Annotated in this window: 21 protein-coding genes and 1 pseudogene; 10 read left to right on the plus strand and 12 right to left on the minus strand. The window is 61.2% G+C overall.

Going from position 1 to position 22,579, the window contains the following annotated elements; genetic code table 11:
* The first annotated feature begins 201 nt into the window (after positions 1–201).
* Complete coding sequence (locus M5B98_RS17780) at positions 202–573, plus strand: DUF6124 family protein (RefSeq protein WP_248743459.1); 372 nt, start codon at positions 202–204, stop codon at positions 571–573.
* A gap of 41 nt (positions 574–614) precedes the next feature.
* Here the strand turns inward: M5B98_RS17780 and M5B98_RS17785 are convergent, their stop codons facing one another.
* Together M5B98_RS17785 and M5B98_RS17790 are read right to left on the minus strand one after the other, a co-directional pair.
* A complete protein-coding gene (locus M5B98_RS17785) occupies positions 615–1,445 on the minus strand; it encodes an AraC family transcriptional regulator (RefSeq protein WP_248743460.1) in 831 nt (276 codons plus the stop codon).
* A 35-nt stretch (positions 1,446–1,480) separates the two neighbouring features.
* Positions 1,481–1,984 carry a VOC family protein gene (locus M5B98_RS17790; protein WP_248743461.1) on the minus strand — a complete coding sequence of 168 codons (504 nt, stop codon included), beginning with the start codon at positions 1,982–1,984 and terminating at the stop codon, positions 1,481–1,483.
* A gap of 148 nt (positions 1,985–2,132) precedes the next feature.
* Between M5B98_RS17790 and M5B98_RS17795 the strand changes: the two genes are divergently transcribed.
* From M5B98_RS17795 to M5B98_RS17805, 3 genes are all read left to right on the plus strand, one after another.
* Positions 2,133–3,479: an FG-GAP repeat protein gene (locus M5B98_RS17795; RefSeq protein WP_248743462.1), complete on the plus strand. Its 1,347-nt coding sequence runs from the start codon at positions 2,133–2,135 to the stop codon at positions 3,477–3,479.
* 165 nt (positions 3,480–3,644) lie between these two features.
* The gene (locus M5B98_RS17800) at positions 3,645–3,893 is read left to right on the plus strand and encodes a transmembrane sensor/regulator PpyR (RefSeq protein WP_248743463.1); all 249 of its coding nucleotides are present in this window, start codon (positions 3,645–3,647) and stop codon (positions 3,891–3,893) included.
* 1 nt (position 3,894) lies between these two features.
* Entirely contained in the window at positions 3,895–5,049 is a 1,155-nt protein-coding gene (locus M5B98_RS17805; RefSeq protein WP_248743464.1) for an NnrS family protein, read from the plus strand.
* 3 nt (positions 5,050–5,052) lie between these two features.
* Here M5B98_RS17805 and M5B98_RS17810 read toward each other — a convergent pair.
* Positions 5,053–5,768: pseudogene (locus M5B98_RS17810) on the minus strand (class I SAM-dependent methyltransferase).
* 38 nt (positions 5,769–5,806) lie between these two features.
* Positions 5,807–6,955, minus strand: coding sequence for a GGDEF domain-containing protein (locus M5B98_RS17815; protein WP_248743465.1), 1,149 nt, complete (start codon positions 6,953–6,955; stop codon positions 5,807–5,809).
* 109 nt (positions 6,956–7,064) lie between these two features.
* Here M5B98_RS17815 and M5B98_RS17820 point away from each other — a divergent pair, with 109 nt between their 5' ends.
* Complete coding sequence (locus M5B98_RS17820) at positions 7,065–7,457, plus strand: GFA family protein (protein ID WP_192553292.1); 393 nt, start codon at positions 7,065–7,067, stop codon at positions 7,455–7,457.
* Positions 7,458–7,495: 38 nt separating this feature from the next.
* Here the strand turns inward: M5B98_RS17820 and M5B98_RS17825 are convergent, their stop codons facing one another.
* Positions 7,496–8,326: an alpha/beta fold hydrolase gene (locus M5B98_RS17825; protein WP_248743466.1), complete on the minus strand. Its 831-nt coding sequence runs from the start codon at positions 8,324–8,326 to the stop codon at positions 7,496–7,498.
* A 240-nt stretch (positions 8,327–8,566) separates the two neighbouring features.
* Here M5B98_RS17825 and M5B98_RS17830 point away from each other — a divergent pair, with 240 nt between their 5' ends.
* The 4 genes from M5B98_RS17830 (at position 8,567) to M5B98_RS17845 (ending at position 12,810) form a co-directional block, all read left to right on the plus strand.
* Positions 8,567–9,022: a (2Fe-2S)-binding protein gene (locus M5B98_RS17830; RefSeq protein ID WP_085708608.1), complete on the plus strand. Its 456-nt coding sequence runs from the start codon at positions 8,567–8,569 to the stop codon at positions 9,020–9,022.
* 17 nt (positions 9,023–9,039) lie between these two features.
* Positions 9,040–11,202: a xanthine dehydrogenase family protein molybdopterin-binding subunit gene (locus M5B98_RS17835; RefSeq protein ID WP_248743467.1), complete on the plus strand. Its 2,163-nt coding sequence runs from the start codon at positions 9,040–9,042 to the stop codon at positions 11,200–11,202.
* Position 11,203: 1 nt separating this feature from the next.
* A complete protein-coding gene (locus tag M5B98_RS17840; protein ID WP_248743468.1) occupies positions 11,204–11,782 on the plus strand; it encodes a hypothetical protein in 579 nt (192 codons plus the stop codon).
* Between the two features lie 62 nt (positions 11,783–11,844).
* Positions 11,845–12,810, plus strand: coding sequence for a sensor domain-containing diguanylate cyclase (locus M5B98_RS17845; protein ID WP_134827263.1), 966 nt, complete (start codon positions 11,845–11,847; stop codon positions 12,808–12,810).
* Positions 12,811–12,881: 71 nt separating this feature from the next.
* On the opposite strand, the gene M5B98_RS17850 is transcribed toward M5B98_RS17845, so the two are convergent.
* Positions 12,882–13,307, minus strand: a complete 426-nt coding sequence (locus tag M5B98_RS17850; protein ID WP_248743469.1) for a VOC family protein — start codon at positions 13,305–13,307, stop codon at positions 12,882–12,884.
* 113 nt (positions 13,308–13,420) lie between these two features.
* Here M5B98_RS17850 and M5B98_RS17855 point away from each other — a divergent pair, with 113 nt between their 5' ends.
* Positions 13,421–14,284 (plus strand): LysR family transcriptional regulator, encoded by an 864-nt coding sequence (locus M5B98_RS17855; RefSeq protein WP_248743470.1) that lies wholly within the window; start codon positions 13,421–13,423, stop codon positions 14,282–14,284.
* A 43-nt stretch (positions 14,285–14,327) separates the two neighbouring features.
* On the opposite strand, the gene fabI is transcribed toward M5B98_RS17855, so the two are convergent.
* The 6 genes from fabI to M5B98_RS17885 are packed head-to-tail and all read right to left on the minus strand — an operon-like array spanning position 14,328 to position 22,523.
* Positions 14,328–15,122, minus strand: a complete 795-nt coding sequence (gene fabI / locus M5B98_RS17860) for an enoyl-ACP reductase FabI (RefSeq protein WP_248743471.1) — start codon at positions 15,120–15,122, stop codon at positions 14,328–14,330.
* A 19-nt stretch (positions 15,123–15,141) separates the two neighbouring features.
* Positions 15,142–16,752, minus strand: coding sequence for an ABC transporter ATP-binding protein (locus M5B98_RS17865; protein ID WP_248743472.1), 1,611 nt, complete (start codon positions 16,750–16,752; stop codon positions 15,142–15,144).
* 1 nt (position 16,753) lies between these two features.
* Complete coding sequence (locus M5B98_RS17870) at positions 16,754–17,773, minus strand: ABC transporter permease (RefSeq protein WP_085708601.1); 1,020 nt, start codon at positions 17,771–17,773, stop codon at positions 16,754–16,756.
* A gap of 1 nt (position 17,774) precedes the next feature.
* Positions 17,775–18,848: a microcin C ABC transporter permease YejB gene (locus M5B98_RS17875; protein ID WP_085708600.1), complete on the minus strand. Its 1,074-nt coding sequence runs from the start codon at positions 18,846–18,848 to the stop codon at positions 17,775–17,777.
* A gap of 4 nt (positions 18,849–18,852) precedes the next feature.
* The gene (locus M5B98_RS17880) at positions 18,853–20,694 is read right to left on the minus strand and encodes an extracellular solute-binding protein (protein ID WP_248743473.1); all 1,842 of its coding nucleotides are present in this window, start codon (positions 20,692–20,694) and stop codon (positions 18,853–18,855) included.
* Positions 20,691–22,523, minus strand: a complete 1,833-nt coding sequence (locus M5B98_RS17885) for an extracellular solute-binding protein (RefSeq protein ID WP_248743474.1) — start codon at positions 22,521–22,523, stop codon at positions 20,691–20,693. Before M5B98_RS17885 ends, M5B98_RS17880 begins: the two co-directional genes overlap by 4 nt.
* Positions 22,524–22,579 lie beyond the last annotated feature (56 nt).

The following is a 22,579-nucleotide window of genomic DNA, read 5'->3' on the forward strand; positions in this document are numbered from 1 at the left end:
TTCGCAGCCCGGATCAATCAAGGCGCCCAGAGCGTCGTTTCCGTTCAGCATTCTATGCTGGTCGCGTAATGGCGGTTGTGCGCGGGATACCTTCGGGTATGCCGGGTTCCTTGATTCCCGGTCTGCGAACCCGCGTACAGCTGTCACCTCCCTTCGTTTCGCAGCGAACCGTGGCAGCTCCACCAATCAGGGAGTTTTACCATGATCAAACCAACGCCAAACCCGCCCGAAACCGACCCGACCTCGCCCTACGAAACCCTCGATTCCAAGAAATTCCACGAAGCCGCCGACCGCGCCCTCGATCACTACCTCAATCCGTTCCACCCCAGAAAACCGCTACTCAAACCCAACACCCGCTACCTCATCGCCCCCGGCATCCCCAACGAAGAACTGCTGGCCGACGCCTGCGAAACCCTGACCTCGGCCAAAACCATGGCCAGCGATTTCGCCGGGATGATCGAGGCGCCGCAGCGGCATGTGCTGTTGGGCATCGGACAACTGATCATGCTGGCGGAACTGGCGGTGAATCGGGTGCTGGATAATCTGGATGTGGCGGCGGAGCCCCGTGTCTGAGTGCTGAAACTGAAACGGCCCATTGCGGGCCGTTTTTGTTGCTATCCCCGATACTGCCCCGGTGTCGCCGCCAGATGCTGCTTGAACGCCCGCTGAAAATGCGCCTGGTCAGCAAACCCCGCCTCCAGCGCCACATCCGCAATCAACTGCCCGCGACGCAGACACTCGCGAGCAAACTGAATACGCTGGTTGACCAGAAACGCATGGGGCGTCATGCCGAATTGCTGTTTGAAGGCGCGGATCAGATAGGACGGTGACAGCTCGGCAGCGGCGCAGATGTCGTCAAGGCTGAGCAGGTCGGTGCAGTGCCGGCGAATGAATTCGGCGGCGCGTTCGAGTTTGAAGTTTGGCTCGCGCAGCGGTGGTTCGACGGGGTTCAGGCGCAGTTGCAGCTCGCTGAAAAACTCCACCGCTGCGCTCTGTTTGCGCAGCACGTCTTGCTGATCGTCGACCAATATCGCGTAGAACGCATTCAAGTCGTCAAACAGGCGAACGTCATTCAAATGGGTATCGGAAAACCGCCGAAACTCAAGCTCCGCACTAAAGCCCAACTGATGCTGCAGATCCGTCAGCCACGGCGTTTCCACGTACAACATCAAGTACGACCACGGCTGATCGTCGATCGGGTTGCACGCGTGCACGTCCCCCGGATTCATCAGCACCACCGTGCCGGCCGCCACTTCGAACGAGGATTGCTCATGCACATAGGTGCTGCTCCCGGCGGTGATGGCGCCGATGGAAAAGTGCGCATGGGAATGCCGTGAATAACAGACCTCACGGCCATCGGCGATGGCCCGGGCCTCGATGAAGGGCAGGGCGTCGTTGCGCCAGAAGCGCGGGGCTTGTTCGGGGTTCTTGGCGGCGGCTTTCATTTTTGGGGTTCTCGGCAGGCCAGTGCCCGAGTGTATTAGCTCTGGCCGGCGAAGGCTCGCTCCAGTTCGGCGATGTCGAGTTTTTTCATCCCGAGCATGGCCTGCATCGCCCGTTGGGCTTTGCTCTGGTCGGCGTCGGTCACCATGTGCATGAACGCCACCGGCACGATCTGCCAGGACACGCCGAACTTGTCCTTGAGCCAGCCGCATTGCTGCGCCTCCACCGGGCCGCCGGCAGACAGGTTGCCCCAGAAATGGTCGACCTCTTCCTGGTTCTGGCAGTTGACCTGAAACGAAATCGCCTCATTGAACTTGAACACCGGCCCGCCATTGAGCCCGGTAAATGTCTGGCCGTCGAGTTCAAAACTGACGGTCATCACCGAACCTTCGGGGCGGCCATGGAATTCCTGGCCGGCCTTGCCGTAGTGGGTGAGGGCGGTGATTTTCGAGTGGTCGAAGATCGAGCAGTAAAACTTCGCCGCTGCTTCGGCCTGATCGTCGAACCACAGGCAGGGCGTCAGTTTTTGAAAGCGTTGCATGGCAGTCTTCCTCGGCAGGTTGGACACGCTGGATTAATAGCGTAGTCAGTCCGGGGCAGGGCGTAGGCACCATAGATCGACAAGTGCGCCTAAAAACGATTGTCGTTAGACTTGCCGCCCCGATTTTGCCGCAAGGATGCTCTGCAACATGTCTGTCCCTCGTTCGTTGTTTTTTCTCTTCCTGTTTGGCGCCGCTTCGGCCAGTGCCGACCCGCTGAGGTGCCAGCTCACCGATCCGGCAAACAGCTACAGCATCGATGTGAAAGTCGACCACCTGCCGACGCAGAACTTCGAACCGGTGACGGCGCAAGTTACCCTGCGCGACAAGTCCAGTGGCGAAGTGTTGCAACGCATCGATGCTGTCGAGGCTACGGATCTGATTCCGATTGACGATTCGGCCCGGATATTGCGATGTGACGAACAACGGCTGTTGGTGTTTGGCGACTTCAATTTCGATGGGCATCAGGATCTGGCAATCCGTAACGGCAATGACGGCGGCTACGCGGCAGCTTCCTATGACGTCTATCTGTTCGATCCGTCGAGCCCGGTGCTGGTACTGAACAAGGCGTTGTCGGCGCTGACTCGCGAACCGTATCTGGGGTTGTTCGAAGTCGATTCCACTGCTCGACTGCTCGTCACTCATTCGAAAAGCGGTTGCTGCTGGCGTCAGACTATTACCTGGCAGGTGCAGGACAATTCGCCGGTCAAGGTGGCCGAAAAAGTCGAGGTCGCGCAGCGGCCGTCCGAAGGCAGTCCGCTGATGCCGGCGGGTTATAACGATGTCACCCAGCGGGAATTGAAGGACGGCAAATGGCTGGAGCAGCGTCGCCTTGAAGGACCGGTGGGTGAAGCGCCGGTGATGCTGCGGGGCAAGCTCGACGGCAGGATCGCATTCGAGCTGTGGTGGCAGATGTTGGGTGGCGTCTACATTGGCGAGGTTCGTTATACGAAAACGGGCAATGGCCAACCGATCCGGCTGGTGGGCGAAACCTACGATGATGGAGCCGTGCTGCTGCATGAGCTGGATGCTCAGGGCCGTGTCACTGGCGACTGGTACGTGGCAGGTGAGCCTGATGAGCACGGCTTTCAGGGCGGAACATGGCACAACGGCGACAAGTCCCTGATCTTCGAAGCACGACCGACGGCTTTTCGGGTTGCAACGCAAAAATTTCAAGCGCCCGCCGACAATCAGCGTGAAGGACGTTACGTGATGATGGCGTCGGACGGGCGATCGGCCTGGCTGACGATCAAGATTACGCCGGCCACCGAGAAGGGCGCGGGTGAGCAGGCGTCCATCCAGATGGCTGTGACGCAGGCGGGAAAACCACCCCGCCAGGAAACCCGGCAGTGGCCGTTGCAGGCTGGCAATCTGGTGATCGGTCAGGATCAGATTGCCGAGCCGCTCTACCGTTTGCGCCTGCTCGACGGAGCGGTGCAAGTGGAGGGTGCCGGTGAGTTCTCTGATTTCAGAGGGGCTTACGCAAAACAACCCTGAAGACGATTGTTGTCTTTATGACAAACATGGAAGTCAATATGACTCTATCTGGGTGGAGTCATAATGACTTCTTTTGGATTATGCAGCTGATTTATAACGATAAAAAAACTGGCACAAGAGTTGATACATCAATCGTACAAACTGATCCGCTCAGGAGTACGAAACATGTTCACTTTCTTCGAGAGTCCGCTGAACGTTCTGCACCTGTCGAGCAAAGTGCTCGTTGCCGGTCTGGTCATGTTGCTGGCCGGAATCTACGGCGCTTATCTGTATCAGGGCCCTATGCCGATTGCGCTGCTGGTGGCGATGCACGCCATGACCATCGTCGGCCCGACGCTGATCAAGATCGGTTACGTCATGCGGTTGCTGTCGCAGTATCGACTGGCCCGATTCCCTGTCATGGCGGTGGCCTGAGATGCGCAGACTCGCCGTAGCGCCTGTGTTCAGCCTGGGTTTCCGTCCGCTGTTTCTGGCCGGTGCCGGATTCGCAGCTCTGGCGATTTTGATCTGGGGCCTTTGGCTTTACGGCCACTGGTTCGACCTGCAACCGGCGGGCGGCATGCTCGCCTGGCATCGGCATGAGATGCCGTTCGGTTTCGCGGCGGCGATCGTTGCCGGGTTTTTGCTGACGGCGGTGCCCAACTGGACCGGGATTCCCGGTGTGCGCGGCGGGGCGTTGATTGCGTTGGTTTCGGTCTGGCTGCTCGGGCGTGTGGTCTGGTGGTTACCGTTGCCTGTTGGATTGATCCTCGCGCTGCAATGGGTTTTTCTGCCGCTGCTGGCGGTGATGCTGGCGCGGGATCTGATCGCTGCGGGCAAGCGCGATAACTACCCGATTGTGCTGGTGCTCGCGCTGATGGCGGGCTGTCAGTTGCTGACTTTAATTGGCCTGTTCAACGACGACTCCGGTCTGCAACGACAGGGTGTACTGGGTGCGTTGTGGCTGATTGCGGCGTTGATGACCGTGATTGGCGGGCGGGTGATTCCGTTTTTCATCCAGCGCGGCTTGAACCGTCCACCGGCGCCGGCCGCCCATCCGTTGCCCACGCGATTGCTGTTGATCGGCAGTCTGCTGACGGCGATCACGTTTGCGGCGGGTCTCAATAATTCACCCCGGCTGTGGCTGGCAGCGCTGTTTGCGCTCACCGGCAGTTTGCAGATACTGCGGCTCATCCGCTGGCATGATCGCGGGATGTGGAGGGTGCCGTTGCTCTGGTCGTTGTACCTGGCTTACGGCTGGATGGCGCTGGCGATCTGGGCCATGGCGGCGTGGCATCTGGAACTGCTTGGCCAGCAAAGTCTGGCGACCCATGCGCTGGCCGTTGGCGGTGTCGGCGGCTTGATTCTGGCGATGATTGCGCGGGTCAGCCTTGGGCATACCGGCCGGTTGTTACAGCCTTCGAAAGGCATGGTGCTGGGATTTGCGCTGGTGTTGATCGCGGCAGGTTGCCGGGTGTTGCTAGTGCCGTTTTCCAGTCTGGGGCTGGGGTTGTCCGTGGTGCTCTGGTGCACGGCTTTTGCTTTGTTTTTACGGCATTACACCGGGATCCTGCTCAAACCGAGGCTGTAGCGTTTATCTGCGACGCTCGGCAATCATCAGCAACGACTGCGGCACGGAGCTTTGCGGATGCTGCGGCTCCCGCAGACTGGTCAACTGAAACCCGGCCATGTCCAGCGCATTCAGCCAACTGGACAAGGTGCGGAAATACCACGGCATCGGCTGCCACTGGCCCTTGAAGCCGTCGAAGGTTTCCTCCCGCCAGCCATCCTGATAATCACCCGCGGCCACCGACCACGGATGCAGCGTCTGGATCACCAGCGCGCCGCCCGGCACGACCACGGATGCAGCGTCTGGATCACCAGCGCGCCGCCCGGCACGAGCAGGGCATTCATGGCGGCGAGCAGCGGGATGATGTCCTGATGCAGCAGGGAAAAGTTGGCGCAGATCAGGTCGTAGCCATGGCCGATGTCGACTTTTGCTTCCACCAGATCTTCATAGCTGGCGACGTGCACCGATGATGATCCTGCGGCTTGCGCTGCCTCTACCAGCGTCGCATCACCGTCCACACCGACTACGTCGAACCCTCGCTCAGCCAGCGCCCGCAACAGCCAGCCTTCGCCGCATCCCAGATCGAGCACGCGCTCCGGCTGGCGCCCCATCACCGCCAACAGAATCGCCTGATCGGTGACTTGTTGACGGCTTTCGATGGCGCCGCTGCGGATGGCTTCCGTCCAGGCTTGAGCGTTGTGGCTCCAGCTCTGGAGGAGGGTGGATTCAGGCGTCGACATGTCAGGCTCCGGCGTATCGGGATGCAGGCAAGGATAGGTCAGGTGCAGTCCGCCAGACGAATCCGGTTGCGTCCGCCGCGCTTGGATTCGTAGAGCGCGCTGTCACCCTGTTCGATCAATGCCGCGAGGCTGGCCGGCGGCTGGTCGAAGACCTTGGCGCCGATGCTCAGCGTTACCGCTTCCGGGGTGACGTAGGACTGAGAAGTCATCTGCTGAAACTGCTCACGCAGCTCACTGCCCAGCACCATGATCTGTTCGTGGGAAGCATCGCCCAGCAACATGACGAATTCGTCACCGCCCAGCCTCGCCGCCAGTGCGCCCTGAGGCAACTGCGAGCGGATCATCTCGCTGAGCGAGATCAGCAGGCGGTCGCCGGCGGTGTGGCCATACAGATCGTTGACCAGTTTGAAGTTGTCGATGTCGATCAGCAGCAGGGCGCCGGGGCGGGCGTTGGAGACTTGATCGAGCAGGCGCGGCGCGCGGACTTCGAGGGCGCGGCGGTTGTACAGCGCGGTCAGCGGATCCCGGGCGGCCAGTTCGGCGATCTGTTTTTCCCGGCGGTAGCGCTCGGTGCCGGTCATCGACAGTGCGATCAGCATGATTGCCATCGCGCCTTCGACCAGGGAAATCTGGATGATCTCGCCGCGCAGCGACGCCAGATCAATCAGCGTGCCGGGAATCACCGCGATGATCGCCTTGCTGAAATAAAACAGGCCGTGAATCAACAAGACGTAACGCAGTTGCACCGCACCGATGCTCAGCGACTTGCCGTGCGGGCGCAACAACAGGCTGGCTCGCACCATCAACAAGGCCACCAACAGCGAGTTGGCCATCAGCATGATCTTCGACCACGACGGATCTTCCGGTAACAGCAGCAACGCCAGCCACACGAGGAACATCAAGTACCAGGCTCGCGACAACGACCGCTGGGTAAACCGCGCGACGCCCAGCAGGAACAGCCAGTGCGCAACCACCAGCAAACCGTTGGCGAACCAGATGCCGATCAGCGGATAACCGTTGGCGCGCAACAGGGCAAGGCTCGAGCCGACGGTGATGGTGGCGAAACCGGTGCTCCAGAACAGCAACGAGGATTCGCGGATGCTGCGCCATTCGACCGCCAGGTAAAGGGCGGCCGCCGCTGCCAGGGCGGTGGAAATGGTCAACATCGTAAGGGGGTCGAGCGCCATGAAGGGAGTGGTCTGTCTGAATGGTGGTAATGGGCCACGATTGTAAGCGTTCCCCACAGTGCGCTGCTATTTTCACTCACCGGATATTCCATTTTGCGGGAGGTGTGCCATGGATCGACTGACCGGCGGTTGCCTGTGCGGCGCGGTGAGGATCGAAACGACGGGCCGACCCTGGCGGGTTGGGGTTTGCCATTGTCTGGATTGCCGCAAACATCACGGCGCGCTGTTTGCGTCGGCGGCGATCTTTCCGGCGGAGGCGGTGACCATAACCGGCGAAACCCGGGACTACGACGGGCGGTTTTTCTGTCCGCGCTGCGGGTCGTCGGTGTTCGGTCGCAGTGGCGATGAAATCGAGGTCAGTCTGGGTGCGCTGGATGCGCCCGATCAGTTGCAGCCGACTTATGAGCTCTGGACGGTGCGTCGCGAGTCGTGGCTGCCGGCGTTTCCATTGGCCAGACACTATGTGGGTAATCGCGAAGGGGCGGGGAGAACCGAGGAGTAGCCGGGGGCAGGTATCGCGCCTGACCCCGGCCAATAAAATCAGCCGCGAATAAAGGCCAGCAGATCGGCGTTGATCGTCGGCGCCTCGGTAGTCGGCATGCCGTGGGGGAAGCCCGGATAAATCTTCAGCGTGCTGTTTTTCAGCAGTTTGGCCGAGAGCACACCGGAGTCTTCATACGGCACAATCTGGTCGTCATCGCCGTGCATCACCAGCACCGGAATCGAAATGCCTTTCAGGTCTTCGGTGAAGTCGGTCTGAGAGAAAGCAACGATCCCGTCATAATGCGCCTTGGCGCCGCCCATCATGCCCTGACGCCACCAGTTGAGCACGACGGGTTCCGAAGGCTTGGCCCCCGGCCGGTTGTAGCCATAGAACGGACCGGCCGGCACATCGTGATAGAACTGCGCACGATTGGCCGCCAGTTGCGCCTGAAGATCGTCGAATACCGACTTCGGCAGGCCGCCCGGATTGCTTTCGGTTTTCACCATCAGCGGCGGCACGGCACTGATGATTGCGGCTTTGGAAACCCGATCCTCGCCATGCCGGGCGATGTAATGGATGACTTCGCCGCCACCGGTGGAGTGGCCGACATGCACGGCTTTCTGTGTCCCCAGATGATTGACCACCGCCGCCACGTCATCGGCGTAGTGATCCATGTCGTGGCCGTCCCAGACCTGGCTCGAGCGACCGTGACCGCGTCGGTCGTGGGCCACGACCCGGAAACCCTGGGCAAGGAAGAACAGCATCTGCGCATCCCAATCGTCCGCGCTGAGCGGCCAGCCGTGGTGGAAGTGGATCACCTGGGCGTCTTTCGGGCCCCAGTCCTTGTAGAAGATTTCGACGCCATCTTTCGTTGTGACATATCCCATGTTCGCGACTCCAGGAAAGAGTGAAAGGGCAGGTCTTGCGATGACAACCGGGATCAACTGTAGGAGTAAAGTCGGCGCCAGGTTCGATAAACCTCCGAGCGGTAAGGCATGACCGGTGGTCGCGGCGGCTGGTCGTCGGGGCAAAATGCGCTTAGCTGAAAGGGATAAGCCGAGGCGTGCACGGCATCGAGTGCTGTCGCAACGCCCCTTCAGAACACCGTGAGTCTGAGGAAATCCCCGATGCTGACCTTGAACATCAATGGCAAGGATCAGGAGCTCGATGTCCCCGCGGACATGCCGTTGCTCTGGGTTCTGCGCGATGTCGCGCACCTGACCGGCACCAAGTTCGGTTGTGGCATGGCCCAGTGCGGGGCCTGCACCGTGCATGTCGATGGCGCGCCGCTGCGCTCCTGTATCACACCGGCCACCGCCGTCGCCCATGGCCAGAAAATCCTCACCATCGAAGGGCTTTCGACCGATGGTTCGCACCCGGTGCAACAGGCCTGGGCCGAGCTGGACGTGGTGCAGTGCGGTTACTGCCAGTCCGGGCAGATCATGTCCGCCGCCGCGTTGCTGGCGAAGATCCCCAAACCCACCGACAGCGACATCGATCAGGCGCTCTCCGGCAATATCTGCCGCTGCGGCACCTATCCGAGAATCCGCGCGGCGGTCAAACGTGCCGCCGACATCGGCTGAGCGAGGGGAGGTGAGTGATGAACAGTCCTGTATCCCGTCGCGGATTTCTCAAGGGCAGTGCCGTGCTTGGCGGTGGTCTCGTCGTGGCGTTCGTGGTGCCCGGTGGCAACCGGTTTGCCACGGCGGCGGAAAATGAAGGTAAGGCCTTTGCACCGAACGCGTTCCTGCGGATTGCACCGGACAACAGCGTCACCGTGTTGCTCGGCCATTCGGAAATGGGCCAGGGCATCTGGACCGGTCTGACCATGTTGATTGCCGAAGAGCTGGACGCCGACTGGTCGAAAATCCGCGTCGAGCACTCGCCGGCCTCGGCTGCCGATTACGGTATGCCGGCGTTTGGCGGGATGCAGATCACCGGCGGTTCGACCTCGACCTGGATGGAGTTCGACCGTTACCGGCTCGCAGGTGCCACGGCCCGGCAGATGTTGATCGAGGCAGCCGCCAAGCGTTTCAACGTGGCACCCTCGACGATCCACACCGAATCCGGCGTGGTGATTGCCGGTGACAACCGCGCCACTTACGGCGAGCTGGCGGACGCCGCCGGGCAACTGCCGGTGCCGGATCCGAAGTCAATCACCTTCAAGGAGGCCAAGGACTGGAAAGTCATCGGCAAACCCACCAGGCGCCTCGATACCCCGGAGAAAATCACTGGCCGCGCCAAGTTCGGCATGGACGTGCAGTTCGACGGGCTGATGACCGCCATGGTCGCGCGCGCCCCGGTGTTCGGCGCCAGCGTAAAGTCCTTCGAAGGCGCCCAGGCGCTGGCCATTCCCGGCGTGCGCAAAGTGGTGCAGGTGCCGACCGGCGTGGCGGTGATTGCCGATCATTACTGGGCGGCGAAGCTCGGTCGTGATGCATTGAAAGTCGATTGGGATCTTGGCCCGCACGCCGATCTGAGCAGCGAAAAACTACTGGAGAGTTTCCGCAAACTCGCCGCCACACCGGGCATTCCCGCCAGCCAGTCCGGGGATGCCAAGGGCAGTTTTGGCAAGGCGGCGAAGAAAATCGATGTCGAGTACAGCGTGCCTTATCTGGCTCATGCGCCGATGGAACCGCTCAATTGCACGGTGAAGATCACCGCCGACAAATGCGAGATCTGGACCGGCACCCAATTTCAGACGCTGGACCAAATGATCGCCGGCAAGATCACCGGACTCAAACCCGAGCAGGTGGAAATCCACACCGAATTCCTCGGCGGCGGCTTCGGACGGCGGGCCAATCCGACGTCGGATTTTGTCGCCGAAGCGGTGCAAGTAGCGAAGGCTGCCGCGATACCGGTGAAAACCGTGTGGTCGCGGGAGGATGACATTCGCGGCGGGTATTACCGCTCGATGTTCCTGCATCAGGCGCGGATCGGACTCGGCGCCGACGGCATGCCGCAGGCGTGGCAGCACGTGCTGGTCGGGCAGTCGATCATGGCCGGCACCATGCTGGAAAAAACCATGGTCAAGAACGGCGTCGATCAGACCTCGGTCGAGGGCGTGGCCGACAGTCCGTACATCCAGGGGCTGGCGGATCATCAAATTGATCTGCATTCGCCGGCCACCGGGATCAACGTGCTGTGGCTGCGCTCGGTGGGGCATAGCCACACCGCGTTTGTCATGGAGTCGCTGATCGACGAGATGGCCACGGCGGCGGGCAAGGACCCGGTGGAGTACCGGCGAACCTTGCTCAAGGATCACGCCCGGCACCTTGGCGTGCTGAATCTGGCGGTGGAGAAGGCCAACTGGAAAGCGCCGCTGCCGGACGGCCATGCGCTGGGCGTGGCGGTGCACGAGTCGTTCGGCAGCTACGTGGCGCAGGTAGCCGAGGTATCGCAGGACAACCTGAAGATCCGCGTGCATCGGGTGGTGTGTGCGGTGGATTGCGGAATTGCGGTCAACCCGCAGAGCATCGCGGCGCAGATGGAGTCATGCATCACCTTCGGCCTGGGCATGGCGCTGCACAGCAAGCTGACGCTCAAGGACGGCCAGGTCGTGCAGTCCAACTATCACGACTATCAGGTGCTGCGGCTGAACGAGATGCCGGTGGTCGAGGTGCACATTTTGCCGAGCACGGACAAACCCGGCGGGATCGGCGAGGCCGGTGTGCCGCCCACGGCGCCGGCAGTGGCCAACGCGGTGTTCGCCCTGACCGGGCAACGCCTGCGGGAATTGCCGCTGCAACTGTCGGGGGTGTGAGATGAAACGACATCTGTTGTTGGGCACGGTGATTCTGGTCGGTCTGGGCGGTTACGCTTCGGACCTGTTCGCTGACGATCAGGAAGCCCTGAAGGCCTTTGGGACGGTACAGAAAGTATTTCAGAGTCCGCGTTGCCAGAACTGCCACATTCCCGGGGATTCGCCGTTGCAGTTCGACGTCGGCACACCCCACGCGATGAACGTGGTGCGCGGCATGGACGGCAAAGGCGCCGCCGGTTTGCCTTGCGCCACCTGTCATGCCGAGAGCAATCCGCCGGCCAGTTACGGCCCCCACGCGCCACCCGGCGCACCGCACTGGAGCCTGCCGCCGGCCTCGCACAAGATGGCCTGGATCGGCCTGCCACCGGATCGCCTGTGCGCGATGATCAAGGACCGCAGCAGCAACGGCGACCGGGACTTCGCCGCGCTGATCAAGCACGTCAGCGAGGACAAACTGGTGCTCTGGGGCTGGAATCCCGGAGCAGGGCGGCAACCGGTGCCGGTGCCCCACGACATTTTCGTCAGTCAGTTCAAACTCTGGGCGGATGCCGGAGGGCCATGCCCGGTGGCCGGCGGATGAGAAGTTGAGTCATCGCCGAATCGGTCTACGCTAAAGACCATTGATGACAATGGAGTGTACTGATGCTGGTTCCAGGCAAACCCGCCAATGAGGCGGCTCGGGTTCAGGCGCTGTATGGATTGAACCTCCTTGATTCTGCCCCCGAAGAACGTTTCGACCGCCTGACCCGTCTGGCCAGGCGCCTGTTCAATGTACCGATTGCGCTGGTCACGCTGGTGGACAAGGAGCGGCAATGGTTCAAGTCCTGCGTGGGGCTGGACACTACCGAAACGCCACGTTCTGTTTCGTTCTGCGGCCACGCGATTCTCAAGGATGAACTGCTGCTGGTGCCCGATGCCCGCGAGGACGAGCGTTTTCACGACAATCCGTTGGTGACCGGTGATCCGAACATCCGCTTCTACGCCGGTTACCCGCTGACCGTGCCCAACGGCAACAAGATGGGCACCTTGTGCCTGATCGACACCAAACCCCGCGAACTCGACGACGAAGAACGCGAGTTGCTGCGCGATCTCGCCGGCATGGCCGAGCAGGAACTGATGGCCGTGCAGATGGCGAGCATGGACGAGCTGACGCTGCTATCCAACCGCCGTGGATTCAAAATGCTGGCCCAGCATGCGCTGGACGCCTGCGCACGGATGGACAAACCGGCGACGCTGCTGTTTTTCGACCTCAACGATTTCAAGCAGATCAACGATCTTTATGGGCACGCCGAGGGTGACAGTGCGCTCAAGACCTTCGCCGATGTGTTGCGCATTGCCTTTCGCGAAAGCGACGTGGTCGGGCGGTTGGGCGGCGATGAATTCGTGGCGCTGCTGACCGGCTCCAGTCACATAGAAACCACGGCGATCATGGCGCGGCTCAAGGAAATCCTTGAGGAGCGCAATGCGACGTTGCATCGGGGTTACGCGATTCGTTTCAGTGTCGGCCAGATCGAATACGACCCGCGACGGCATGAAACCGTGGACAAGCTGCTGGCGGATGCGGATGGGGCGATGTATGCCCATAAGCAGGCGTTGAAGCGCTGTTAGGGCTGGTCTCATCGTGAGCAGGCTCGCTCCCGATTTCAAAGGGTGGGAGCGAGCTGTCTGTATAGACGTTGCTATTTGGCAAACAACTGCCCGATATCCTTGAACGCCTTGAACTCCAGCGCATTGCCGCAAGGGTCGAACAGAAACATTGTCGCCTGTTCGCCCACCTGACCCTGAAAACGAATCCCCGGCTCGATCACAAATCGCGTGCCCATGGATTTCAGGCGCTCGGCCAGCGCGTGCCATTCCTCCATCCCCAGCACCACACCAAAATGCGGCACCGGCACGTCATGCCCATCCACGGCGTTGGTGTGGGCCGCTTCCTGCGAGGCGTTTTTCGGTGCCAGGTGAATCACCAGTTGATGGCCAAAGAAATTGAAGTCGACCCAGTGCTCGCTGGAACGACCTTCTTCGAGGCCAAACACTTCACGGTAAAAATGCCGGGCGGCGGCGAGGTCGTATACGGGAATGGCCAGATGGAATGGGCTGAGTGGCATGGGGCGGGTCTCGATCAACGGTTGTTGTGAGCTGAGTCTAGCGCTGTGCATTTCGATTGAAAGACGATAGTTTTTGCGCCGAGCTCAAATTTTTTCGATCAATCGAGGTGCCCATGCTGCGTGAACTCAAGACCTTTCTGGCGGTGGCGCAGCACGGCACCTTTGCCGCGGCGGGCCTGCATGTCGGCCTGACGCAATCGGCGGTCAGCGCGCAGATTCGCAATCTGGAACAGACCCTGGGCGTAAGACTGTTCGATCGCACCGGGCGGCAGGCGATCCTCAATCCGGCCGGGCAGCGCGCGGTGCCGATGGCACAGGAAATGCTCGCCACTTTCAGCCGCATGGCGATCAGTGAAGACGCCAGCGAGTTTCGCGGCGAGCTGAGAATCGGTGCCGTGGCCACTGCACAGACCGGATTGTTGCCTCAGGCCTTGCTTCGCTTGCGCCAACAGGCGCCGGGCGTGGAGCCGAAACTGGTTCCGGGTGTGTCGCTGAACCTGCTGAGCCAAGTGGATGCCGGAGAAGTCGATCTGGCGATCATGATCAAGCCACCGTTTGAATTGCCCAAGGAGCTGTCGGCGCAGGTGATTCGCCGCGAGCCATTCGTGCTGATCGTGCCGCCCGGTGTTGAGGGTGACGATCCGCTGCAACTGCTGGCCGAACATCCTCACGTGCGCTATGACCGCAACTCGTTTGGTGGACGGCTGGTGACGCGATTTTTGCGTGAACAGCGGATAGACGTCCACGTAGCGCTGGAGCTGGATGAGCTGGAAGCGATTGTGAAGATGGTCGAGTGCGGGCTCGGGGTTTCGTTGCTGCCAAGAGCCGGATTGTGGCTGGAGCATCCGTTGAAGGTGAGGGTGATCGAATTGGGAGAGCTGAAGTTTTATCGTGAGATGGTGCTGTTGCAGCGTTACAGCCAGCGCAGCCAGCCGATTCAGCAGTTGTTCGCTCGTTGCCTGGAATCGCAGGCATGAAAAAGCCCGCCAATCGGCGGGCTTTTTATCGGCAGCGTGAAGATTACTCTTCGATGTTGCCCATGGCGGTGGTGTTGAAGCCGCCGTCCACGTAGGTGATTTCACCGCTGATGCCGGACGCCAGGTCCGAGCACAGGAAGGCGCCGACGTTGCCGACTTCTTCGATGGTGACGTTGCGACGCAGCGGGGTCTGCGCTTCGTTGGCGGCCAGCATCTTGCGGAAGCTCTTGATGCCGGAAGCGGCCAGGGTGCGGATCGGGCCGGCCGATACGCAGTTGACGCGGGTGCCTTCCGGGCCCAGGGAGCCGGCCAGGTAACGTACGCCGGCTTCCAGCGAAGCCTTGGCCATGCCCATGACGTTGTAGTTCGGCATGGTGCGCTCGGCGCCCAGGTAGGACAGGGTCAGCAGGCTGCCCTTGCGGCCCTTCATCATTTCGCGACCGGCCTTGGCCAGGGCGACGAAGCTGTAGGCGCTGATGTCGTGGGAGATGCGGTAGCCTTCACGGGTGGTGACTTCGGTGAAGTCGCCGTCCAGCTGGTCGCCCGGTGCGAAGCCGACGGAGTGCACGATGCAGTCCAGGCCGTCCCACTTCTTGCTCAGTTCTTCGAAGACCTTGGCGATTTCTTCATCGCTGGCCACGTCGCACGGGAAGCACAGCTCAGGGCTCGAGCCCCAGCCCTGTGCGAACTCTTCAACGCGACCTTTCAGTTTTTCGTTCTGATAAGTGAAGGCAAGCTCAGCGCCCTCGCGATGCATGGCGGCAGCGATGCCGGATGCGATGGACAGCTTGCTGGCGACACCGACGATCAGTACGCGCTTACCGGCGAGAAAACCCATGTGTTGCTCCTCTTTCAGGTTATTGCGCAGTGGCTGGTGCCAGAAAAGCGGCTTCCAGCAACTGCTGTGTATACGGATGTTGGGGGGCGGCAAAGATACTTTGCGCGTCTCCCTGTTCGACCACTTGGCCATGCTTGACCACCATCAACTGGTGGCTCAGCGCTTTGACGACAGCCAGGTCATGGCTGATGAACAAATACGTCAGGTTGTACTTGGCTTGCAGTGAACGCAACAGCTCCACTACTTGCCGCTGTACCGTCCGGTCGAGGGCCGAAGTCGGCTCGTCCAGAAGGATCAGCGCCGGCTTGAGCACCAAAGCCCGGGCAATGGCGATACGCTGCCGCTGCCCACCGGAAAATTCGTGGGGGTAGCGGTGCCGGGTTTCCGGATCCAGACCTACCTCCTTCAATGCCGCAATGATCGCCGCTTCCTGCTCGGCGGCGGTACCCATCTTGTGGATCCGCAGGCCTTCGCCAACGATGTCGCTCACGCACATCCGCGGGCTCAGGCTGCCGAACGGGTCCTGAAACACCACCTGCATCTCCCGGCGCAACGGGCGAACCTCGTTCTGCGTCAGGCAGTCTAGCTGCTTGCCTTCAAAACGGATCGCGCCTTTGCTGCCGATCAACCGCAAGATCGCCAGACCCAGGGTGGATTTGCCGGAACCGCTTTCCCCCACGATCCCCAGAGTCTGACCCTGAGGCAGGCTGAAATTGATGCCGTCCACTGCCTTGACGTGATCCACCGTGCGTTTGAGCAGGCCTTTCTTGATCGGGAACCAGACTTTCAAGTCCTCGACCTGCAACAGCGGCGCGCCGATTTTATTGCTCGCCGGGCCTCCGCTGGGCTCCGCTGCCAGCAGCTCCCGAGTGTACGGATGCTGCGGAGAACGGAACAGCTCTGCGCACGATGCCTGTTCGACGATGCAACCGCGCTGCATGACACATACGCGATGCGCAATTCTTCGCACCAGGTTCAAATCGTGACTGATCAGTAGCAGCGCCATGCCCAATCGAGCCTGCAATTCCTTGAGCAGGTCGAGGATTTTCAGCTGAACGGTCACGTCCAGCGCGGTGGTCGGCTCGTCGGCGATCAGCAGTTCCGGCTCGTTGGCCAGGGCCATGGCGATCATCACCCTCTGGCGCTGGCCGCCGGACAACTCGTGGGGCAGGGCCTTGAGGCGTTTGTGCGGCTCGGGGATGCCGACCATTTCCAGCAGTTCCAGCGTGCGCTTGGTCGCAACCTTGCCGGTGAGGCCCTTGTGGATGCCGAGGATCTCGTTGATCTGCTTTTCGATCGAGTGGAGCGGATTGAGCGAGGTCATCGGTTCCTGGAAGATCATCGCGATCCGGTTGCCACGGATATGACGGATGGTCTTTTCGCTCAGCTCCAGCAGGTTCTGCCCGGAATAGCTGATGCTGCCGGCAGGGTGGCGAGCCAGCGGGTAGGGCAGCAGGCGCAGGATCGAGTGCGCCGTCACCGACTTGCCCGAGCCGGACTCGCCCACCAACGCCAGGGTTTCGCCACGCTTGATGTCGAAGCTGATGCCCTCGACCACCCGATGGGCGCGATCGCCCGTGCCGAATTCGACGGCGAGGTCGCGGATTTCGATCAGATTGTCCTGATTCATGTCACTTCCTCGGGTCGAAGGCATCGCGAGCGGACTCGCCGATAAACACCAGCAAACTCAGCATCAGCGCCAGTACCGCAAACGCGCTCATGCCCAGCCACGGCGCCTGCAGGTTGGATTTACCCTGGGCCACCAGCTCACCCAACGACGGGCTGCCGGCCGGCAAGCCGAAACCGAGGAAATCCAGCGCGGTGAGGGTGCCGATGGCGCCGGTCAGGATGAACGGCATGAAGGTCATGGTCGAGACCATGGCGTTGGGCAGGATGTGGCGGAACATGATCGCGCCGTTCTGCATCCCCAGCGCCCGGGCCGCGCGCACGTATTCGAGGTTGCGCCCGCGCAGGAACTCGGCGCGCACCACGTCCACCAGGCTCATCCACGAGAACAGCAGCATGATCCCCAGCAGCCACCAGAAATTCGGCTGGACGAAACTGGCGAGAATGATCAGCAGGTACAGCACCGGCAAGCCCGACCAGATCTCCAGAAAGCGCTGGCCGGCCAGATCCACCCAGCCGCCATAGAAGCCCTGCAGCGCGCCGGCGATTACGCCGATGATCGAGCTGAGCACGGTCAACGTCAGGGCGAACAACACGGAAATCCGGAAGCCGTAGATCACCCGCGCCAGCACATCGCGGCCCTGATCGTCGGTGCCCAGCAGGTTGACCGTCGACGGTGGGGCAGGGGCCGGGACTTTCAGGTCGTAGTTGATGCTCTGGTAGCTGAACGGAATCGGCGCCCACAGCACCCACGCGTCCTTGGCCTTGAGCAGTTCCTGGATGTACGGGCTCTTGTAGTTGGCTTCCAGCGGGAATTCGCCGCCGAAGGTGGTTTCCGGGTAGCGCTTGATCGCCGGGAAGTACCAGTTGTTGTCGTAGTGCACCACCAGCGGCTTGTCGTTGGCGATCAGTTCGGCGCCGAGGCTCAGACCGAACAGGATCAGAAACAGCCACAGCGACCACCAGCCACGCTTGTTGGCCTTGAACAGTTCGAAGCGTCGGCGATTGAGCGGGGACAGGTTCATCTCAATGCTCCCGGCTGGCGAAGTCGATGCGCGGATCGACCAGGGTGTAGGTGAGGTCGCCGATCAGTTTCACCACCAGCCCCAGCAGGGTGAAGATGAACAGGGTGCCGAACACCACCGGGTAATCGCGGTTGATCGCCGCTTCGAAACTCATCAGGCCGAGGCCGTCGAGGGAGAAAATCACCTCCACCAGCAGCGAGCCGGTGAAGAAGATGCCGATGAACGCCGACGGGAATCCGGCAATCACCAGCAACATCGCGTTGCGAAATACATGACCGTAGAGCACCCGGTGGCGGGTCAGGCCCTTGGCCTTGGCGGTGACCACGTATTGCTTGTTGATCTCGTCGAGAAAGCTGTTCTTGGTCAGCAGGGTCATGGTCGCGAAGTTGCCGATCACCAGCGCCGTCACCGGCAGCGCCAGGTGCCAGAAGTAGTCGAGGACCTTGCCGCCCAGGCTCAACTCGTCAAAGTTGTTCGAGGTCAGCCCGCGTAAAGGAAACCAGTCCAGATAACTGCCGCCGGCAAACACCACGATCAGCAGAATCGCAAAGAGGAACGCCGGGATCGCATAACCGACGATGATCGCCGAACTGGTCCAGACGTCGAAGTGACTGCCGTGCCGCGTGGCCTTGGCGATTCCCAGCGGGATCGACACCAGGTACATGATCAGCGTGCTCCACAGCCCCAGCGAGATCGATACCGGCATCTTTTCCTTGATCAGGTCGATGACCTTGGCGTCGCGGAAGAAACTGTCGCCGAAATCCAGCCGAGCGTAGTTCTTGACCATGATCCACAGCCGTTCGGGCGCCGACTTGTCGAAACCGTACATGTGCTCGATTTCCTTGATCAGCGCCGGGTCCAGGCCTTGCGCGCCGCGATAGGCGGAGCCGGCCACTGACACTTCGGCGCCGCCGCCGGCGATGCGGCTGGTGGCGCCTTCGAAGCCTTCGAGCTTGGCGATCATCTGTTCCACCGGCCCGCCGGGCGCGGCCTGGATGATCACGAAATTGATCAGCAGAATGCCGAACAGGGTCGGGATGATCAGCAACAGTCGCCGAAAAATATACGCCAGCATCTGATTACTCCGCGCCCACAGGGTCGGCTTGCAGTTGGGTTTGCACTTCTACCGCAGGTTTCGTGTCGGGCTTGACCCACCAGGTATTAATGCCGATGTCGTACTTGGGGGAGACTTTCGGATGGCCGATGTGGTTCCAGTAGGCTACGCGCCAGCTCTTGATGTGCCAGTTGGGGATTACGTAGTAACCCCATTGCAGCACGCGGTCCAGCGCCCGGGCGTGGGCCACCAGACTTTTGCGCGAGTCGGCATTGATCAGGCTCTCGACCAGTTGATCGACGATCGGGTCTTTCAGGCCCATGGAGTTGCGGCTGCTCGGTTTGTCGGCGGCGGCGCTCATCCAGAACTCCCGTTGTTCGTTACCCGGTGAGTTGGATTGCGGGAAACTGCCGACGATCATGTCGAAATCCCGCGAACGCACGCGGTTGATGTATTGCGAGACGTCAACGCGGCGGATCACCAGATCAATGCCAAGGTCAGCGAGGTTGCGCTTGAACGGCAGCAGCACCCGCTCGAATTCGGTCTGGGCCAGCAGAAATTCGATGACCACCGGTTTGCCGGTGGTGTCGACCATTTTGTCGTCGACGATCTTCCAGCCGGCCTCTTGCAGCAGTTGATAGGCTTCGCGTTGCTGCAGGCGGATCATGCCGCTGGCATCGGTCTTGGGGTTTTCGAAGGCTTCGCTGAACACCTGCGCCGGGAGTTGGCGGCGAAACGGGTCGAGGATTGCCAGTTGATCGGCGTCCGGCAGGCCGGTGGCGGCCATTTCCGAGTTCTCGAAATAGCTGCGGGTGCGCACGTAGGCGCTATTGAACAGTTGCTTGTTGGTCCATTCGAAGTCGAGCAGCAGACCCAGTGCCTGACGCACCCGCACGTCCTGGAACACCGGGCGGCGCAGGTTGAAGACGAAACCCTGCATGCCGGTCGGGTTGCCGTTGGGGATCAGTTCCTTGACCAGTCGGCCCTCGGTGACCGCGGGGATGTTGTACGCGTTGGCCCAGTTCTTCGCGGTCATTTCCAGCCAGTAGTCGAACTGCCCGGCCTTCAGCGCTTCGAGGGCGACGGTGTTGTCGCGGAAGTAGTCGGTGGTCATCACATCGAAATTGTAGAAGCCGCGATTGACCGGCAGGTCCTTGCCCCAGTAATCCTTGACCCGCTCGTATCGTACCGAGCGCCCGGCCTTCACTTCGGCGACCCTGTACGGGCCGCTGCCCAGCGGGATTTCCAGATTGCCCTTGTTGAAATCGCGACTGGCCCACCAGTGTTTCGGCAGCACCGGCAACTGGCCGAGAATCAGCGGCAGCTCGCGATTGTTGTTGTGCTTGAACTTGAACAGCACCGTGAGCGGATCTTCAGCGACGGCTTCTTCGACGTCGCTGTAGTAGCCGCGAAACATCGGCGAGCCTTCTTTGGTCAGGGTCTCGAAGCTGAACACCACGTCTTCGGCACGCACCGGGTGGCCGTCATGGAAGCGCGCTTCGGGGCGCAGGTAGAACCGCACCCAACTATTGTCCGGGGCCTTTTCGATCTTGCCGGCGATCAGGCCGTATTCGGTGAACGGCTCGTCGAGGCTGTGCCGGGTCAGGGTGTCGTAGATCTGCCCGACATCGTCCGCCGGCACGCCTTTGCTGATGAACGGGTTCAGACTGTCGAAGCCGCCGAAACCGGCCTGGCGGAAAACCCCGCCCTTGGGCGCATTGGGGTCGACGTAATCGAAATGCTTGAAGTCGGCGGGGTATTTCGGCGGCTCGTTGTACAGGGTCACGGCGTGTTGCGGGGCGGCGCAGGCCAGCCCGGCGAACAACAGGCCGCAAGCCTGCACGAGCAGGGTGCGAACGGCGTTCATTGACCTTTCTCCGAAGATTTCAGCCACCACGCGCTCAGGCCCAGGGTGTAGGGCGGCGTGGTGACGAAGGCGAACCGGTTGCGGTACGCCAGACGGTGATAATTGAGGTACCAGTTGGGAATGCTGTAGTGCTGCCAGAGCAGCACGCGGTCCAGCGCCTTGCCGGCGGCGACCTGTTCATCGCGGGTGCGGGCGGCGAGCAGTTGCTCGAGCAGATGGTCGACCACCGGGTTGGCGATGCCCGCGTAATTCTTGCTGCCCTTGACCCCGACCTGGCTCGAGTGGAAGTACTGCCACTGTTCCAGTCCCGGGCTGAGGGTCTGGTTGAGGGTCATGAGGATCATGTCGAAGTCGAACTGATCCAGGCGCTGCTTGTATTGGGCGCGATCTACCGTGCGCAGGCGCGCGTCGATGCCGATGCTGTTGAGGTTCTCGATGTAGGGCTGGAGGATCCGTTCAAGGTTCGGGTTGACCAGCAACAGTTCGAAGCTCAGTGGTTGCCCGGCGGCGTTCTGCAGGCGCTGGCCGTTGAGCTTCCAGCCGGCCTCGGCCAGCAGTGCCAGGGCCTTGCGCATGGTTTCCCGGGGAATGCCGCGCCCGTCGGTCTTTGGCAGCGTGAACGGCTCGGTGAACAGCCGGGCCGGAAGTTGATCCTTGTAGGGCTTGAGCATCAGCCATTCGTGACCGACCGGCAGGCCGCTGGCGCTGAACTCGCTGTTCGGGTAGTAGCTGGTGGTGCGCTGGTAGGCGTCGCTGAACAGCGCGCGGTTGGTCCACTCGAAGTCGAACATCAGGCCCAGGGCTTCGCGGGTCTTGACGTCCGAGAAGGTGGCTCGCCGGGTGTTCATGAACAGGCCCTGGCTCTGGGTCGGGATCTGGTGCGGAATCTGCGCCTTGATCACGTCGCCACGGCGCACGGCCGGGAAGTTGTAACCATTGGCCCAGTTCTTCGCCTGATGCTCGATATAGATGTCGAATTCGCCGGCCTTGAACGCTTCGAAGGCCACGTCGCTGTCGCGATAGAACTCGACTTCCATGCGATCGAAGTTGTACTTGCCGCGATTGACCGGCAAGTCCTTGCCCCAGTAATCCTTGACCCGTTCGAAAATCAGCTGCCGCCCAGGCGTCACCGAGGTGATGCGATAAGGCCCGCTGCCGAGCGGCGGCTCGAAGGTGGTGGCCTTGAAGTCGCGACTCTTCCAGTAATGCTGGGGCAGCACCGGCAACTCGCCCAGACGCAGGATCAGCAGCGGATTGCCCGAGCGTTTCATGATGAAGCGAATGCGCTGCGGGTTGAGGATGTCGACCCGCGACACTTCCTGAAGCGCCGTGCGGTACAGCGGATGACCTTCCTTGAGCAGCGTCCGATAGGAGAACGCCACGTCGTAGGCGGTGATCGGCGTGCCATCGTGGAAGCGCGCTTCCGGGCGCAGGTTGAACACCACCCAGCTGCGATCTTCGCTGTATTCCACCGATTGCGCGATCAGGCCATAGCTGGAGGCCGGCTCATCGCCGGACGGCGAATATTGGCCGGTGCCGACCATCAGCGGCTCGTTCAGCTCGTTGATGCCGTACTGCAGGAAGTTCGGGGTGGTGACCGGGCTGGTGCCCTTGAAGGTGTAAGGATTGAGCGTATCGAAGGTGCCAAACGCCATCACCCGCAACGTACCGCCCTTGGGCGCTTGCGGGTTGACCCAGTCGAAGTGGGTAAATCTGGCCGGGTACTTGAGCGTGCCGAACTGCGCATAACCGTGACTTTCGGTGATTGTCGCGCTAGCGGGGGAGCTCAAGGCCAGGCTGATCAGGAGCAGGAGGAGGGGACGCTTCAAGTCAGATCCGATCCAGGCGGCTTGGGCTTTGTGGGCCGTACAGTAACAGCTTGTAT

The sequence above is a fragment of the Pseudomonas sp. MWU12-3088 genome (genome assembly GCF_023242405.1).
GTDB classification, from domain to species: Bacteria; Pseudomonadota; Gammaproteobacteria; order Pseudomonadales; family Pseudomonadaceae; genus Aquipseudomonas; species Aquipseudomonas kribbensis.

Coding starts and splice junctions, on each gene's coding strand:
- M5B98_RS17880 (WP_248743473.1), bottom strand. CDS start 20,694: ATGAACGCCGTTCGCACCCTGCTCGTGCAGGCTTGCGGCCTGTTGTTC.
- M5B98_RS17835 (WP_248743467.1), top strand. CDS start 9,040: ATGAACAGTCCTGTATCCCGTCGCGGATTTCTCAAGGGCAGTGCCGTG.
- M5B98_RS17815 (WP_248743465.1), bottom strand. CDS start 6,955: ATGGCGCTCGACCCCCTTACGATGTTGACCATTTCCACCGCCCTGGCA.
- M5B98_RS17875 (WP_085708600.1), bottom strand. CDS start 18,848: ATGCTGGCGTATATTTTTCGGCGACTGTTGCTGATCATCCCGACCCTG.
- M5B98_RS17805 (WP_248743464.1), top strand. CDS start 3,895: ATGCGCAGACTCGCCGTAGCGCCTGTGTTCAGCCTGGGTTTCCGTCCG.
- M5B98_RS17785 (WP_248743460.1), bottom strand. CDS start 1,445: ATGAAAGCCGCCGCCAAGAACCCCGAACAAGCCCCGCGCTTCTGGCGC.
- M5B98_RS17825 (WP_248743466.1), bottom strand. CDS start 8,326: ATGGGATATGTCACAACGAAAGATGGCGTCGAAATCTTCTACAAGGAC.
- M5B98_RS17780 (WP_248743459.1), top strand. CDS start 202: ATGATCAAACCAACGCCAAACCCGCCCGAAACCGACCCGACCTCGCCC.
- M5B98_RS17845 (WP_134827263.1), top strand. CDS start 11,845: ATGCTGGTTCCAGGCAAACCCGCCAATGAGGCGGCTCGGGTTCAGGCG.
- M5B98_RS17865 (WP_248743472.1), bottom strand. CDS start 16,752: ATGAATCAGGACAATCTGATCGAAATCCGCGACCTCGCCGTCGAATTC.
- M5B98_RS17790 (WP_248743461.1), bottom strand. CDS start 1,984: ATGCAACGCTTTCAAAAACTGACGCCCTGCCTGTGGTTCGACGATCAG.
- M5B98_RS17830 (WP_085708608.1), top strand. CDS start 8,567: ATGCTGACCTTGAACATCAATGGCAAGGATCAGGAGCTCGATGTCCCC.
- M5B98_RS17855 (WP_248743470.1), top strand. CDS start 13,421: ATGCTGCGTGAACTCAAGACCTTTCTGGCGGTGGCGCAGCACGGCACC.
- M5B98_RS17870 (WP_085708601.1), bottom strand. CDS start 17,773: ATGAACCTGTCCCCGCTCAATCGCCGACGCTTCGAACTGTTCAAGGCC.
- fabI (WP_248743471.1), bottom strand. CDS start 15,122: ATGGGTTTTCTCGCCGGTAAGCGCGTACTGATCGTCGGTGTCGCCAGC.
- M5B98_RS17820 (WP_192553292.1), top strand. CDS start 7,065: ATGGATCGACTGACCGGCGGTTGCCTGTGCGGCGCGGTGAGGATCGAA.
- M5B98_RS17795 (WP_248743462.1), top strand. CDS start 2,133: ATGTCTGTCCCTCGTTCGTTGTTTTTTCTCTTCCTGTTTGGCGCCGCT.
- M5B98_RS17800 (WP_248743463.1), top strand. CDS start 3,645: ATGTTCACTTTCTTCGAGAGTCCGCTGAACGTTCTGCACCTGTCGAGC.
- M5B98_RS17850 (WP_248743469.1), bottom strand. CDS start 13,307: ATGCCACTCAGCCCATTCCATCTGGCCATTCCCGTATACGACCTCGCC.
- M5B98_RS17840 (WP_248743468.1), top strand. CDS start 11,204: ATGAAACGACATCTGTTGTTGGGCACGGTGATTCTGGTCGGTCTGGGC.